Raw genomic sequence first — 11,980 nt, forward strand, 5'->3', positions numbered from 1 at the left:
GGTTTGGCACGGCTTGGCGATCATCGGCGCAACAATCTTGGCGTTGGGGCTGGGCGCGTGCCGCGAGGGCGAGCAGGGTCGCCCGCTCACCTACCAGAAGGGCGTCTATCAGGGGCCGCAAGACACGCCGCTCAGCGATGCCCAGCTCGAAGAACTGCGGCACCGCGGCAGCGCCCAGAAATACTAGGGAGAAAGGCGATGATCATGCAGCGCAGAGGCAGCCTTCGAACGCGGCGCCCATTTGCCTTCCTCGCAAGTCTCGTTCTAGCGCTGCTGATCGGCGCGACCGGATTTGGCGGGACCGCGCAGGCCCAGGAGGTCGCGCCGGAGCTGCGCGGCGCGCCGACCGGCGGTGCGGTGCCCGGCGGGACGCTCGGCACGACATCGGATTCCGAATTCTGGCGCGCCATTCGCAGAGGCGAGTCAGGGACCGTGTCGATCCCCGACAAGAATGCCGCACAGCTTATTCAATCGGAGGGGGAGAACTGGCGCGCGATCCGCAACGGTCCCATGTCGGTCTACGGCGCCTGGTTGATGCTCGGCATGATCATCGTGCTCGCCTTGTTCTTTCTCCTTCGCGGGCGGATCAAGATCGAGTCGGGATGGAGCGGGATGACGGTCACCCGCTTCACGATGGTGGAGCGGTTTGGACATTGGCTGGTCGCCGTCTCCTTCGTTCTCCACGCCCTCACCGGGCTCAACATGCTTTACGGCCGCTACACCCTCAAACCGCTGATTGGTCCGGATGCCTTCTCGCTGCTGATGAACGCCGGAAAGTGGTATCACAATTACGGGGCGTTTGCCTTCATTGCCGGCCTCGTGATCGTCTTCGTCTGCTGGATCGTACACAATCTTCCGAGCCGCTATGACGTGGTCTGGCTGGCCAAGGGCGGCGGCCTGTTCACCGCGCATACGCACCCGCCGGCGCGCAAGTTCAATGCCGGCCAGAAGATCATCTTCTGGGTGGTGATCTTGGGCGGCGTCAGCCTGAGCTTGTCGGGCCTCGCCCTCATGTTTCCGTTCCAATTCACCTTCTTCGGCGACACCTTCTCGGCGCTGAATGTTTTCGGCCTCGGTCTGCCCGCCGATTTCACGCCGCTCCAGGAGCAACAGCTCAATCAGCTCTGGCACGGCGTCGTGTCACTGGCGATGATCGCCGCGATCCTGGCGCATATCTATATCGGCACGCTGGGCATGGAGGGCGCCATCGGCGCCATGTGGTCGGGCGAGGTCGACTTGAATTGGGCCCGGGAGCACCACAGCGTCTGGGTCGAGGAGATGGACAAGGAGCCGGCCAAGGGGGGAGCCGCCGCCCAGCCCGCGGAATAGCCGAATTGCGCGGGCTCCCGAGCCGTTGGGTGAGATTGCCGGCCGGCGGGCGGGCGTCGTCCCAGACCATGCCGGAATTGCTCATGTCCGTACGACGACACCGGTATCGCATCGCTGCGGGCGCCGCCGTCCGCGCCCTTTTCGTCCTGTGCCTCGCCGCGATCTGGCTCGGTCCTCTCGCCGTCCGCGCCGCCGGCGCGCCGGATCGGCTTGTCGGTCACGGCGGGCCGATCAAGTCGGTCAGTATCAGCCCCGACGGCGACCTCTGGCTCTCGGCCGGTTTCGACTATTCGATCATCCGTTGGGAAATCGACGGCGAAACCGCGCGCATCGGGCATCGGTTCCTGGACCATGATGGAGGCGTCAACGATGTCACCGCGACGCCGGACGGCAAGCTGGCGGTTTCGGCGAGCGATGATGGAACCGTCGGCGTTTTCGACTTGGCCGCGAACCGCCTCCTTAAGCGCCTGACGGGACACACGGCGAAGGTGGTCGACGTCGCCGTTTCCGCTGACGGCAAAGTGGCCGCCTCGGCCGGCTGGGACCGCACGGCCCGGCTCTGGGACTTGGAGAAGCTCAAGCCGATCGCGGTTCTGGAGGGGCATCGCGGGAACGTAAATTCGGTGGCGTTCTCGGCCGACGGGTCGCGGCTCTACACCGCCGGCTACGACGGCGGCGTCAGGTCCTGGCGCGTCGCCGACGGCACGCTCGAGGGTATGGTCTACCGCTATGGCGGGCCGCTCAACGTGATCTGCGTTCTGCCGGGCGGTAAGCGCGCCTTGGTCGGCGGCATCGGCGACGGCGGCAGCGGATTTATCGGCGTCATCGATCTGCGGACGGGCGAGCTGGCGAAGGTGTTACAGCCGTTCAGCCGGCCGGTGCTCGCGGCCGGCGTGTGGGCGCGGCATCGCATCGTCGCGGCGGCCGGCAGCGACGGCATCGTCCGGGTCTGGGACCCGGACACCTGGGAGCTCAAATACGAGCACGAGAATCCCTACGGGCCGGTCTGGTCGCTGGCCATCTCCGGCGACGGCACGAAGATCTATTATTCGGGCCTCGACGATTTCATCATCGGCTGGCAAATCGAGCCTCTCGAAGCCTTCGAGCCGGTCGTTGGCGTCTATCCGCGCCGGTTTCAGGTGACCGAGGCTACGGACCCCGGCGAAATGCAGTTCGCCCAGCGGTGCAGCGTCTGTCACACGGTCTCGCCGCAGGACGGCAATCGCGCCGGCCCGAGCCTGTATCGGCTGTTCGGGCGCAAGGCGGGCTCGTTGCCCGGCTATCCCTATTCGAAGGCGCTGCGCGAATCGACCATCGTCTGGAACGAGGAGACCGTTGCCGAGCTGTTCGACCACGGGCCCGACCAGGTCACGCCGGGCTCGAAAATGCCCTTGCAGCGGTTGAAGAGCGTTGAGGATCGCGACGCGCTGATCGCCTATCTGAAACGCGCGACACGCGCGAATGGCGGCGCTATAAACGGCCGGAGCGGGGCGGACGCGGCCCAGCCGGGCGGAACTTCGGGAGATGGGAAATGAGAGCTTTCTTGGGCAGCCTGGTGGCGATCATTGTCATAACGATAGCCGCCTGGGCGATCTTCAATAACATCGACATGTCCTCGCAAGACATCTATTCGTCGTCGCACGGATCGGTGCGCTTGTAGGATTGGTCCCGGGAACCTTTTTGGGGATGGCGATAAGGTCGGTGGCGCGAGAGCCTTTCCGACCCATATTGATGTATTTGATGGCGGCAAATCGGTTCGTGCGGGCAGGCGCGACGCGATGCGCGATTCGAGATATCGGGCGAGCGCCGCGACGATCCCGGCGGGCCGATTTGCCCCACCGAAGGCCGGGCCCTTTTGCGCCGTGGCGGTGTTGCGGCTCTTGGCCGATGCACCGAATCGCCCGGCGAACCGCGCCTGGCCACGGCGCGAAATCTTCCCGGTCGAATGCATCGATATGGGTCGGAAAGGCTCTTGCCGCCGCGCTTCTTGCCCTCTCGCTTGTTTCCGCCGCGGCGGACGGCGAGCGCGCCGCCACGGCGCTCGCCTCCGTGGTCAGCGTGCTGCCGGAATGGCCGAGCAGCGCGGTGCGGGCGGCCGAGCCGGAAGGCTCCGGCGTCGCGGTCCTCGACGGCCATTACGTGATCACCGCGCTGCATGTCGTGGACAGGGCGCTCTCGGTCCGGGTCAAGACCGTCGGCGGGATCATCTTCGGCGCCGAGATTATCGGCCGCGACCGGGCTACCGATTTGGCGCTGTTGCGCGTCGCCGTGCCGCTGCCGGCGCTCGCGTTTGCCGATGAGCCGCGCCTCGGCGAGGAGGTGTGTGCGCTCGGCAACGCCTTCGGTCTCGGCGTATCGGTGAGCTGCGGCGTCGTCTCGGCGCTGCACCGCTCCGGCGTCGGCTTCAACGGCATCGAGGATTTCGTGCAGACCGACGCGGCGGTCAATCCGGGGGCATCGGGCGGTGCGCTGGTGAACGGCGGGGGAGAGCTGGTCGGCATCCTGTCGGCGATCTTCACCAAGCAGTCGGACGCGAATATCGGCGTCAATTTTGCCGTGTCGGCGCCGCTTGCCGATCGCGTCGCGCGCGAGCTCAAGGCGTCCGGGCGGGTGCGTTGGCTTGCCGCCGGAATGCATCTGACGGCGGCGCCGGAGACCGGCGGAACCGGGCGCGTCGGCGCCCACGTCGCCTCCCTCGCCCCCGCAGGAGCGGCGGCCGCCGCGGGCCTGAAGGTTGGCGATCTCGTCGTCGGCGCCGGCCGCCGCGCGGTCCACGGTCCGGCCGATTTCGTCGCCGCGCTCGCCCGCGTGACGGCGCCCGGCGATCTTGCGGTCACGGTGCTGCGCGACGGCTCCGAAGTGACACTGACGCTGCGCTTCGACGAGGACCGGTGAAATTATGAGATAATGCAGGCCACAGCTTAATAGGGAGCAGAAAGTCATGAACGAGGAAAAATTCAACATGTCCATGCGCAAATTCCTGAAGCAGGTCGGCGTCACCTCGCAGCAGGAGATCGAGCGGGTGGTGCGCGAGGGCAAGCTGCGCGGCAAGGGAAAGCTTGCCGTGAAGATGGTGCTCACCGCCGGCGGCACCGATCTCAACCATGTGGTGACCGGCGAGATCGATCTCGGTTGAAGCGCGCGTGCATCTGCCCGAGCCCACATTCCCGCCGCTGTTGACGGGCCACGCGGTCAAGCGGCCGGCGCGGCCCTTTGCCGAGGCGGTCGAGGCTGCGCGCGCAGGAAGGTTCGGCGCCGGCGACGTGGCGTGGAGCCGCAACGTGTCGCGGCTCGAATGCGCCATCGTGCTCGAGCCGGAGGTGCGGCGGGAACGGGCGATGGAGATGCTCTATGTCGCCATGGTCGCCTTCGGCGACGCGTTCGGCGCGGTGGCTCCGCCCGAGGTGGCGCTCACCTATCGCTGGCCGCAGACCATTCTGGTCAATGGCGCCATTGTCGGCGACATGCCGATCGCCATGGCCGCCGGAACCGGCGCCGACGGCGCGCCGGCCTGGCTCGTCATCGGCGCCGAAATCGCGCTGCGCGACGTTTCCAGGAGGCGCGAGCCGGGCCATGACCCGGGCACGACGACGCTTTTCGACGAGGGTTGCGGCGAGGTCACGCGGACCTCGCTCATCGAATCCTTTTGCCGCCACTTCCTGGCCTGGGTGCACACCTGGGAGCATGACGGGTTCGCGCCGGCGCATCGGGTCTGGCTCGGCCGCGCCCACGACCGCGACCGGGCGGTCACGATCGATTGTGCGGGCAACACCATGAGCGGGACCTTTGTCGGCCTCGATGAGTGCGGCAACCTTCTGCTGCGCACCGCCGCCGGCGTCGAGGTGGTGGCGACCGAGCGCGCCGCCCGCATTCTCAATGAAGCTGTCTTGAGCGAGGCGGGCGCCCCATGAAGTTCCTGCGCGCGATCCGCTTCGATCCCTCCGACACCCAGGTTTTCGACGCGGCCGCCGAGCCCGGCGAATGGGCGGTCTCCGGCGCATTCGCCTTTGCCCAGCTGGCGCCCGAGGACATCGCCGGCAAGACGCGCCAGGCCTTTGCCAACGGCTTTCTCGGGCTTGCCTCCTTCGGGCGCTCGACCTTTGCCAGCGTATCGGAGATGACGGTCGAGGAGCGCGAGGCGGCGCACGAGGCCCTGTGCGCGCATCTCATCGCCCGTTACGGCGCCCCCGACAAGGCCGCCGCGCGGGGTGCCGCGGAAGAGGAATGCGCCTTCATCGCCGATCTCGCCGCCGAGCAGCCGGTCAACACGGTCTTCGCGGTCAGCCGCGCCTTCGATGACAAGGGGGGCATCCGCGAAGAATTCCGCATCGTCACGCCGCCGTCGGGCGAGCTGCACACCCGCATCTGGGAGATCGTCGAGGACGATGCCTGATTTCTGGAAAGCGGCCGGCTTTCACCTGGTCCGGGTCAATGCACAGGGCTGGCTCGAGGTCACGCCGGACTATCTGCGCGCCTATCTGACCCGGCCCGAGGTCCATCCGAAAGAGGAATCCTGCGACAACGAGCACCGGCTGTTCGACGCGCTGATGGCCGATCCCTATCGTCCCGTCGGCGACGGCGAGATCGCGGCGATCGCCGATGCCGACGCCCGCGACAATTACCGTCTGGTGCTGCGCTTCCGCGACCTGCTTGTCGGCGCGGGCACCGTCGAGGGCGCCTATCTCGGCCTCATCCGCTCCGACCGCATCGAGCTGCCGCCGGTGTTTCTCGACCAGATGGTGCATCTGATGTTGCGCAACGTGCTCGGCGGCTGCGCCGACCCCATAAGACTGCGCGCCGCCGAGCTGTTCTTCCGCGACCAGAATGTCAGCGTCCCGGATGGCCGCATCATGCTCGCCGACGACGAGATCGTCGGGATGCGTGCGGAGGCGGGCGGCCTCGGCCAGCTTCTGGCCCTCGCCGGCACGGCGGCGAAATCGGTCGAGCTCGACGTTCTCGGCGAGGACAACAAGGAGATCTATTGGCAGCGCAGCGACCGTTTCGACACGGTCATCGACTTCCGCTTCACCCAGCCGGCGCCCGATGCCTTCGCCCGTGTCATCGAGGCATGGGTGAAGCATTTCCTCGGCGTCGCGGTGCGGGTCCAGCCGTTGCAGTCGATCACGGACCGGCATTGGACCTGGCATGTCGGGCTCGACAGCGAGGCGACCGCAATCCTCAACGCGCTCTATGAGGGCCGCGAGGTGAGCTTCGACGATATGGGCCGCATCGTCGCTCTGTTCCGCATGGAGTTCCGCGACGCGGACGTAACCGTCGAAACGATGCGCCGCAAACCGGTCTATCTCGGCATGGCGATGACGGCCGGCGGCAAGCTGCGCATGAAGCCGCAGAACATCCTGGTGAACCTGCCCCTGAAGCCGGACGACAGGGCGGTCAGCCGGAGCCGCGCGTCGTGAACCGGCCCGCGCGGCGATCCTTTGCCGACGGGCCGGGGGCGCGCATTGCAGCGGTGCTCGTCATCTTGGCCTGCGTGGCGGCGCTCGCCTATCTGCACCGCGAAACGCTGTTCGTCTCGGGCGAGAGCCCTGAGGCCGCCGCCAATCCCGAGCTTGCCGCCTGCCTTGCCGAGCGCGTCGGCGCCGTCGACAGGATGCAGGCCGAGGGCGTCGTCAACGAGACGCAATATGCCACTTTCCGCGCCCGCGCCGAGGCGTTCTGCCGGCAGCAGTTCGGCGACAACAGCGGCCCGCCGGGCCCTCCGCCCGGCCTGCCGCGCTGAGCTTCCTGCTCGTTCTCCAGGATATCTTAAATGCCACGCGCGCCGCCCGCGCCGCGAAACGGTCGTCGCCGGTGCGCTCGCCGCCATTTCGAAGCCTAGCGATTTTCTTTGAACTTTCTTCACCGGCGCCATGGAACCATGCCCCGTCTGCATCGTTAGAGAGGATGCGAGAAGGCCATCGTCGCCGGCACTCCCCTGGAAGCGAAACACGGCGTCGTTGAACGAAGTGGAAGCGGATCGCGCCTGCGCGTGTGGCCAACTCAAGACAATAAGAAGCCTGATGTTCGAGACGTCGCCCGGCGCCGAATTCGCCGTCGCGGCCGTCTCGTGCGATTCGGGGCGAGGGGCGAATGCGCAGGAGGAAATGGTACGGCGATGAACCTGGTTTCGAATGACATGGTGCGTGAAATGGCGATCGAGCTGTTTTTCGAATATTACCGCGGCAGGCTGGAGGGGGAGACCTGCCGCCAGGTGGAAGACGCGATCCAGCAAGACCCGGAATGCCGGCTGCTCGCCGAACGGGTGAGAGCCGTGGTGCGGTGGCAGAACTCCGCTACGCACTGAGCTGAAGAGTTCGCTTCGATTTCACCCCGTCGCCGGCGGCGGACCGCCGCCGGCCCGCGCGGAGCCTGCGATGGCCGCCGGTATCAGCGCCTGGATTGCCCGCTTTCGCGGGCAACGACAAAGTTGTCATAGGTCGTAACGGGAAGGTGCTCAGACCGTCCGCAAGGCGATTCAATCGTCCTTGAGGAAGTCTTCCATGCCCGGCGCGCCCTCGCGCGCGGCGAGATAGTCTTCGGTGGTGCGCACGCGCGGCCGCTCGCCGGCGGCGAACGGATTGGTGGGGCTCTCCGCCTGGGTGATGATGCGGCAGTCGTCGCACATCTGCATCAGCTTCTGCTGTTCCGGGTCGCGGAACATGGCGTGCTTGCCGGCAAGCTGCGCCATGACGCGCTCGACCGTGCTCCGGGTGCCGAACGTCTTGCCGCAGCGCACGCATTCGAACGGCTCTTCCTCGTGCAGGACCCGCGGGGTCATGGCGTCGGCGGTGAAATTGTAGCGCGATTGAAGCGAGATCACATGTTCCGGACAGGTGGTGGCGCACAGGCCGCACTGCACGCAGGCGCTTTCGATGAAGCGCACCTGCGGGCGCTCCGGACTGTCGTGCAGGGCATCGGCCGGGCAGCAGGAGACGCAGGAAAGGCAGAGCGTGCAACCCTCCGTCTTGATCGTCAGGCTGCCGTAGGGCGCCCCTTCGGGCAGCGCGATGATGTCCGGCCGCTTGGGCGCGGCCTCGTGCAGCTTGGCGAGCGCGTTGCGGGCGATGGCGCGCTTTCCGCCGACGGCGGAGAAGGTCGCGGGGCTAAGCGCCGCGATCTTCGGCTGCTCGTGCAACGCCGCCTCGACCTTGTCGGGGTCGGACTCGGCGAGGATCTTCAGCCGCTCCGCCGCCGACTTGAAGCCGAGCCCGCTCAAGAACGCCCGGGTCAGCGCAACCTGGGCCTCCAGCGGGGCCAGCTCCTCGGGCCGTTCCGGCGGCGCCAGGAGGACGATCCGCTCGACGCCGGCGATCAGCGCCGCGGCCAGGAACTCGTGGCCGATCTGGGTCACCGTGAAGACGGAGAAGGGCAGCACGTTGACCGGCAGCCCGCGCCCATGGCGCGCCATGGCGCCGATCAGCGCGCCGCCGCGGCGATCGTCATGGACGAGCAGCACCGGCCGCTTGCCGCCGGCCTTGGCATAGGCCGATGTCAGGGTCTGCATGCGCGCGATCAGATCCTCGCGGCGCGGATAGGCGTAGCTGACCGCGCCCGTCGGGCAGCTTGCGCTGCACGAGCCGCAGCCGGCGCAGACGTCGCTGTCGATCAGGACGATGTCGCCCTCGGCGGCGATGGCGCCCGCGGGGCACGCGTCGAGGCAGTTGGAGCAGCCGACAAGGCCGTTTCGCCCATGGGCGCAGATGTCGGCCTCGTAGGTGACGTAGATCGGCTTTTCGAACTCGCCCACCATGTCGGCGATGTCGAACATGGCCTTGGCGAGGCCGACCGGATCGTTCGGGTCGACGCGCACATAGCCGTCGCGCTTTTCGTGGCCGGTAAACAGCGCCGCCCTCCCCGACATGTCGAAGATCAGGCCGCACTGCGATTTTGCCCCGTCGCGGGCCATCAGGAAGTCGGGCGCGGATTTCGACGAGGGCATCATCGGCGCGTAGCCGTCGACCGTGATCTCGAACCGGCCGAGATGGCCCTCCGCCCTGACGATGCTGCCCCGATAGATCTGCACCTCGGCGGTTGCCGGCGGCATCAGGTCGTCCGGATCGGTCAGGAGCAGCGACACGTTGAGCCGCCCGGCAAGTCGGCCCGCGACCTCGAGCGCCGCCTGGCCGGCGCCGTAGACCAGGCACGTGCCGTCCGATGTCAGGGTGCGGATGCCGGTCGGCTTGATCTCGACCGAGGCTTCGGCGATGAGCGCCGCGATCTTGGCCGTCGGCTTGGCCCTGCCGGCGCACCAGCCGGCGCGCTCGCGGATATTGACGAAGGAAAGCTCCCCGGTCGCGCCGTTCTCGGCGGCCACCTCGCGGAACAGCGGCGCTTCCTGCGTGCAGGCGACGAGCACCGGCTCGCCCGGCGCGAGTGCCTTCGCATAGGCCTCGATCTCCGTGCGGCATAGATGCCGGTGAATGTGCGGCGCACCATCGCCCTCGATCGCCTTGTTGATGGCGTCGGCGTCGAGCGACATCGTCTGCTCGCAATTGCACAACAGGACCGTTCGGCCCTTGAGTTTCATGCGGTTTCCTCCACGATGACGCGATCGAATGCGCGTCCGGGCGGCATTGCGCCTGTTATTCTTTTGAGCGTATCTAAATAGCCCCGGCGGCAAAAGCAATTTGCTATGGTTTCCGAACGGGAAAGAAACATGGTGCAATAGCGGAGCGTGCCGCTCGGCGGCCCTGCATAGCATAATAATGAAGACAAGCATGGATGTCAGGTTGAGGTAAGGTGGCATGCCCCGCGAAGTCAGCATTCCCGTCGGCGTGATCGTGGCGAGGGTAAAGATCGACCACAAATGGGCCGACTGGTCGTGGCGCCCCATCGCGGTGATCCCGGGCGCGCCGCCGATCGATGAGTGGAGGGAGATCGAATCCGGCGAGGGGTGGACCCATTATCACTGCGGGACCGTGCCGCTGACGCTCTGTCGCAGCGATACCGAGGCCTACAGGGTCGCCCTTTCCGAGACCCCGCCGAGGGTCTATGTTGTATTGCGTCGCGACGGTGAGGGCGATGAGGACCGTCCCTATTTCGTGGAGACGGTGACCGCGTCGCCCTATGAGGCGCAGGACTTCTTGCATAGCGCGGAAGATCTGGTCGAGGCCGTGCCGATGCCGCCCGGGATCGTGGCCTGGGTGCGGGCCTTTGTCGACGAGCACCATGTCGACGAGAAATTCGTCAAGCGCCACCGCGACCGGGCCGACCCGGATACGCCGAAATTCGGCAAGGAGCCGATCTTCTCGAAGCGTCGCCAAGGCGGCCACGATGCCGGCGGAGGCGAAGTGTGACCATGAGCACCAAGAAGGAAGTGTGACCATGAGCACCAAGAAGACGGACGACGGATTCCTGTCGCGCTGGTCGCGCCGCAAGCTCAAGACCAAGGCGGCGCCCGAGCCGGAGGCAGACGAGCAAGCCGAAGAGCGCTCGGCCGGCGAGGAGCCCGCGCCCCCCGCCGCGGCGTCCGATGCCCCGGCCGAAGCCAGCCAAGAAAGCGCGGGCGCGGAAAAAGCGCCGCCCGAGCTTACCGAGGAGGATGTCGAGAAGCTGGGTCCGGGGTCCGACTATACCGTGTTCATGAAAAGGGGCGTTCCGGCCCGCATCCGGCGGCTGGCGCTGCGCAAGCTGTGGCGGTCGAACCCGATATACTCCTATCACGATGGTCTGACCGATTACGCCGATGACTATCGCGGCGAGGCCGCCGCCAGCCTCGGCAAGGTGGTCACCTCCTGGAAGCCCGGCAAGGGCTTGCTGAGCGGCGGGGAAACTGACGGCAGGGACGATGCGCCCGCCGCCGCGGAGCCCGAGGATGATGTGGCGGACGCGGCACCCGCCGCCGAGGCGGAAGCGGCGGAGGAGGGGGAGGAATCGGCAACCGAGCCCGCTCCGGATGGCGGCGATGATGTGGAAAAGGCTTAAAGAACCGGCCTGGCTCTTGGCCGCCATTCTCGCGCTCGCGGCAGGCTTCGGCCCGGCCGCGGCGGCGCGCGCCCAGGCGCCGACGCCGGACGTCAAGGCGCGGCAGATCACGCCGGCCGAGATGCTGCTCGCCGCGGCCGAGGCCAACCGCGTCGACATCATCGAATATCTCCTCGACCGCGGCGGCGAGCCGAACGCCGCCGGCGCCGACGGCTCGACCGCGCTGATGCTCGCCGCGGCCGCCGGCCACCGCGACGCCGCCTCCTATCTTCTCGCCCGCGGGGCTGACGTGAACCGCGCCCGCGCCGATGGCTGGACCGCCTTGATGGCGGCCGCCGATGCGGGCAGGGCCGAGCTTGTGCCGGTGCTGGCCCAGGCCGGCGCCGAATTGGAGGCGCGCGAGGAGCGCGACGGTCTGACGGCGCTGATGATCGCGGCCCGCGGCGAGTCGCCCGCCGCCGTCGCGGCGCTGGTGGAGGCCGGCGCCGACCTTTCCGCCCGCGACAGGAGGCGCGGCCTTTCCGCCCTGCACCACGCGCTTTCGAGCCGCAGGGACCTCACCGCGACGGGCCCGCGCGCCACGGCGCTTGCCGTCGCCGCCGAGCTGATCGCCGCCGGCGCCGATGTCGACGCGCCCGCCGCCGACGGCTGGACGCCGCTGATGTCGGCGCTCGACAGCGGCGAGGAGGACCGGGTGCGTCTGATCCTCGATGCGGGCGGCAAAGCC

15 protein-coding genes are annotated in these 11,980 nt (G+C 67.6%); 14 read left to right on the forward strand and 1 reads right to left on the reverse strand.

What is annotated here, in order from left to right; genetic code table 11:
* From Q8P46_15505 to Q8P46_15555, 11 genes are all read left to right on the forward strand, one after another.
* Positions 1-187: hypothetical protein (locus Q8P46_15505; GenBank protein MDP2621551.1), on the forward strand; the 187-nt coding region annotated here is incomplete at its 5' end.
* An 11-nt stretch (positions 188-198) separates the two neighbouring features.
* Positions 199-1,329, forward strand: a complete 1,131-nt coding sequence (locus Q8P46_15510) for a formate dehydrogenase subunit gamma (GenBank protein ID MDP2621552.1) — start codon at positions 199-201, stop codon at positions 1,327-1,329.
* Positions 1,330-1,412: 83 nt separating this feature from the next.
* A complete protein-coding gene (locus Q8P46_15515) occupies positions 1,413-2,864 on the forward strand; it encodes a c-type cytochrome (protein MDP2621553.1) in 1,452 nt (483 codons plus the stop codon).
* Entirely contained in the window at positions 2,861-2,989 is a 129-nt protein-coding gene (locus Q8P46_15520) for a hypothetical protein (protein MDP2621554.1), read from the forward strand. Before Q8P46_15515 ends, Q8P46_15520 begins: the two co-directional genes overlap by 4 nt.
* A gap of 227 nt (positions 2,990-3,216) precedes the next feature.
* A complete protein-coding gene (locus Q8P46_15525; protein ID MDP2621555.1) occupies positions 3,217-4,224 on the forward strand; it encodes a trypsin-like peptidase domain-containing protein in 1,008 nt (335 codons plus the stop codon).
* Positions 4,225-4,270: 46 nt separating this feature from the next.
* Entirely contained in the window at positions 4,271-4,465 is a 195-nt protein-coding gene (locus Q8P46_15530; GenBank protein MDP2621556.1) for a DUF6494 family protein, read from the forward strand.
* Between the two features lie 7 nt (positions 4,466-4,472).
* Entirely contained in the window at positions 4,473-5,240 is a 768-nt protein-coding gene (locus Q8P46_15535; GenBank protein ID MDP2621557.1) for a biotin/lipoate--protein ligase family protein, read from the forward strand.
* The gene (locus tag Q8P46_15540) at positions 5,237-5,722 is read left to right on the forward strand and encodes a DUF6505 family protein (protein MDP2621558.1); all 486 of its coding nucleotides are present in this window, start codon (positions 5,237-5,239) and stop codon (positions 5,720-5,722) included. The genes Q8P46_15535 and Q8P46_15540 overlap by 4 nt, the downstream gene beginning before the upstream one ends.
* A complete protein-coding gene (locus tag Q8P46_15545) occupies positions 5,715-6,746 on the forward strand; it encodes a DUF6352 family protein (protein MDP2621559.1) in 1,032 nt (343 codons plus the stop codon). The genes Q8P46_15540 and Q8P46_15545 overlap by 8 nt, the downstream gene beginning before the upstream one ends.
* A complete protein-coding gene (locus tag Q8P46_15550) occupies positions 6,743-7,069 on the forward strand; it encodes a hypothetical protein (GenBank protein MDP2621560.1) in 327 nt (108 codons plus the stop codon). The genes Q8P46_15545 and Q8P46_15550 overlap by 4 nt, the downstream gene beginning before the upstream one ends.
* 375 nt (positions 7,070-7,444) lie before the next feature.
* Positions 7,445-7,633 (forward strand): hypothetical protein, encoded by a 189-nt coding sequence (locus Q8P46_15555; GenBank protein ID MDP2621561.1) that lies wholly within the window; start codon positions 7,445-7,447, stop codon positions 7,631-7,633.
* Positions 7,634-7,804: 171 nt separating this feature from the next.
* Here Q8P46_15555 and Q8P46_15560 read toward each other — a convergent pair whose 3' ends face one another.
* Positions 7,805-9,856: a 4Fe-4S dicluster domain-containing protein gene (locus Q8P46_15560; protein MDP2621562.1), complete on the reverse strand. Its 2,052-nt coding sequence runs from the start codon at positions 9,854-9,856 to the stop codon at positions 7,805-7,807.
* Between the two features lie 217 nt (positions 9,857-10,073).
* Between Q8P46_15560 and Q8P46_15565 the strand changes: the two genes are divergently transcribed.
* The 3 genes from Q8P46_15565 to Q8P46_15575 form a co-directional block, all read left to right on the forward strand.
* Positions 10,074-10,625 carry a DUF3305 domain-containing protein gene (locus tag Q8P46_15565; GenBank protein ID MDP2621563.1) on the forward strand — a complete coding sequence of 184 codons (552 nt, stop codon included), beginning with the start codon at positions 10,074-10,076 and terminating at the stop codon, positions 10,623-10,625.
* A 28-nt stretch (positions 10,626-10,653) separates the two neighbouring features.
* Positions 10,654-11,253 (forward strand): DUF3306 domain-containing protein, encoded by a 600-nt coding sequence (locus Q8P46_15570; protein MDP2621564.1) that lies wholly within the window; start codon positions 10,654-10,656, stop codon positions 11,251-11,253.
* The coding region (locus Q8P46_15575; GenBank protein MDP2621565.1) for an ankyrin repeat domain-containing protein at positions 11,234-11,980 on the forward strand (747 nt) is incomplete at its 3' end. The genes Q8P46_15570 and Q8P46_15575, both read left to right, overlap by 20 nt.

The sequence above is a fragment of the Hyphomicrobiales bacterium genome (assembly GCA_030688605.1).
GTDB lineage: Bacteria > Pseudomonadota > Alphaproteobacteria > Rhizobiales > NORP267 > JAUYJB01.